General features: G+C 66.8%; 3 protein-coding genes and 2 pseudogenes. All 5 read left to right on the top strand.

Annotation, left to right across the window (positions count from 1 at the left end; genetic code table 11):
* Positions 1-208 precede the first annotated feature (208 nt).
* Entirely contained in the window at positions 209-610 is a 402-nt protein-coding gene (locus D7X32_RS44160) for a hypothetical protein (RefSeq protein WP_120608452.1), read from the top strand.
* Positions 611-773: 163 nt separating this feature from the next.
* Complete coding sequence (locus D7X32_RS44165; RefSeq protein ID WP_120608453.1) at positions 774-1,130, top strand: hypothetical protein; 357 nt, start codon at positions 774-776, stop codon at positions 1,128-1,130.
* A gap of 36 nt (positions 1,131-1,166) precedes the next feature.
* Positions 1,167-1,379 carry a hypothetical protein gene (locus tag D7X32_RS45865; protein WP_158625876.1) on the top strand — a complete coding sequence of 71 codons (213 nt, stop codon included), beginning with the start codon at positions 1,167-1,169 and terminating at the stop codon, positions 1,377-1,379.
* A gap of 101 nt (positions 1,380-1,480) precedes the next feature.
* Positions 1,481-1,546 (top strand): annotated as a pseudogene (locus tag D7X32_RS47920) (hypothetical protein); the annotation flags it as partial.
* Positions 1,547-1,670: 124 nt separating this feature from the next.
* Positions 1,671-2,147 (top strand): annotated as a pseudogene (locus D7X32_RS44170) (serine hydrolase domain-containing protein); the annotation flags it as partial.
* Positions 2,148-2,259 lie beyond the last annotated feature (112 nt).

Genomic DNA, 2,259 nt, shown 5'->3' on the forward strand with positions numbered 1-2,259 from the left:
ATGCGAGCCTCCTGCTGCTCGATTCGCGCGAGCGCAGCGCTCAGCAGTCGCTCCAGCTCCGCGATACGCGCATCTCTTGGGTCGGGCGTGGCCACGCCCCATTATTTCTAATCCGCCCCCGGCCCACGTCGAGCGTGGTGAGGCCCACCGTTCGCTGCCTCACCGCCCCCTCAGGCGAGCACCACCCCGTGAACGCTTACACTGGAAGATGGTCAATGACATCCCGAACAGCGACTGGCGCGCGCCGTTCATCAACTACTCCTACAACGTCCTGGTCCAGGAGCGCTCGACAAGCCAGATCTATCTCTGGGTGGCTGGCGCCAAGTATCCCGTCAACACCTCGGCGGACCTCGACTACTTCGGGGGGTTGTCCAGCGTGAGGGTGATTCCGCTGGGAACGCTGGCCAGCACCACGTACGAGCCGTGGTGCGGAGCGAACCTCCGGGAGCGTTCCAGCAGCACCGTGTACAACCTGGGGTACATCAACAGCAGCTACACCTCCATGCGGAAGTCCGTCACGGCCAGCCCCGCGCACAGTGCCGTTCCAGATGGCGCGCTGGCCCCCGTGCCGGTGTTCAACGTCTCCGGCGAGCTCGCCTGCATCTGGTAGCACCCGGTCATGAACGCCCGCCCCCGAGCGTCGTCTCCCACCGCGCAGGCGGGATGTGCCTCGGCCTGGTCGGGCGTGATGTGGCCGACTCCAACTCCTCCAACCAACGCAGCACAACACAACGCAGCACAACGACAAAGGTGGACGTATGTCTCGATTGGGAATGCTTCTGGTGAGTGCGCTGGCCCTGGGTCTGACCGCGTGCGGAGGCCCCGAGCAGGCGGAGGACGGCACCGAGCCCACGATGGCGTCGGCGCAGCAGGAACTGACGCAGTACTGTGGTCTGAACTGCCCGAGCGGCCAGCACCCGACGACCTACCTGTGCAGCAGCTCGTGTGGCAGCTTCTGCACCAACACCAACAACGCGGTCCAGTGTGACAACAATACGGGCTCGTCCTTCACCTCGTGCGGCACGACCTGCCCGTCGCCGTACCATGTCACCAGCACGTACGGCTCCTACAACTGCAGCAAGACCATTCCGTACCTGAGCGGCAACAACACCGTCATCTGCAGTCTGTGAGCGACCAGGCCCGAGGCGGATAAGGCCCCACATCGGATGAAGTGCACGGTGGGCTGGCGGCTCGCGAGTGTCGCCAGTCCACTGTCGGAGCTGGCGAACCGCCGCGTCCTGCGCGCGCTCGACAGCCCGCTGGAGGACACCGTTCCGGCGCGCCGCCCCATCACGGTGAGGGACCTGCTCACGCTGCGGATGGGAACCGGCGCGGTGATGGCGCCTCCGAACACCTACCCCATCCAGAAGGCGATGTAGGCGGAGCGGGTGGCGCCCGGCTTCGAGGCCATTCCCCACACGCCCGACGAATTCATGCGGCGCCTGGGAGCGCTGCCGCGCATCCATCACCCAGGAGAGCGGTGGATGTATCACACCGGTTTCGAGGTCCTGGGCGTGCTCTCGCGCGCGCCTCCGGGAGGGGCTTCGATGACTTCCTCTCCGAGCGGCTCTTCAAACCCCTGGGCATGAACGACACCGCGTTCAGCGTGCCCCGGGAGAAGCTGGACCAAGTGGCGACCGCCTACCAGCGAGACCCCAAGACCGGAGCGCTCACGGCCTGGGCCCCCCCGGTCGGGCCCGTTGTCGCGGCCACCCGCCTTCCTCGCGGGCGGTGGACAGGGCTGCGGGCTGGTGTCGACCGCCGACGACTTCCTCACCTTCTGCCGGATGCTGTTGAACCAGGCCCGCCACGGTGCGACGCGCCTGCTGTCCGCCGAGAGCCTCCAGCAGATGATGACGGATCAGACTCCTCCCGAGCAGAAGGCCGCCTCGCCCTTCTTCCCGGGCTCCTGGGACACGTCCGGTTGGGGCTTCGGCGGAAGCGTCACGACGCGGCCGGATGGCATCTCCCCCACGGCCGGTCGCTATGGCTGGGCGGGCGGCTTCGGCACCACGTTCTTCATCGACCCGGACCAGGACCTGACGGCCATCCTCCTGGCCCAACGGATCATGTCGGGCCCGACGACGAAGCCTTCGCCGTGGCGTTCTCGAAGGCGGCGTACGCAGCGCTCGGCTAGTACCACCTGATCAGATTCGTGAGGGGCCGCGCGGCAGGTTCGAGTCGTCGACGAGCCTGCGGCAGAGGGGGCAGACGCCTATCCAGTGCAACAGCACCTGTTGAAGACGGCGGCGGACTTCA

Origin of the sequence: Corallococcus carmarthensis (assembly GCF_003611695.1) — a bacterium.
GTDB classification, from domain to species: domain Bacteria; phylum Myxococcota; class Myxococcia; order Myxococcales; family Myxococcaceae; genus Corallococcus; species Corallococcus carmarthensis.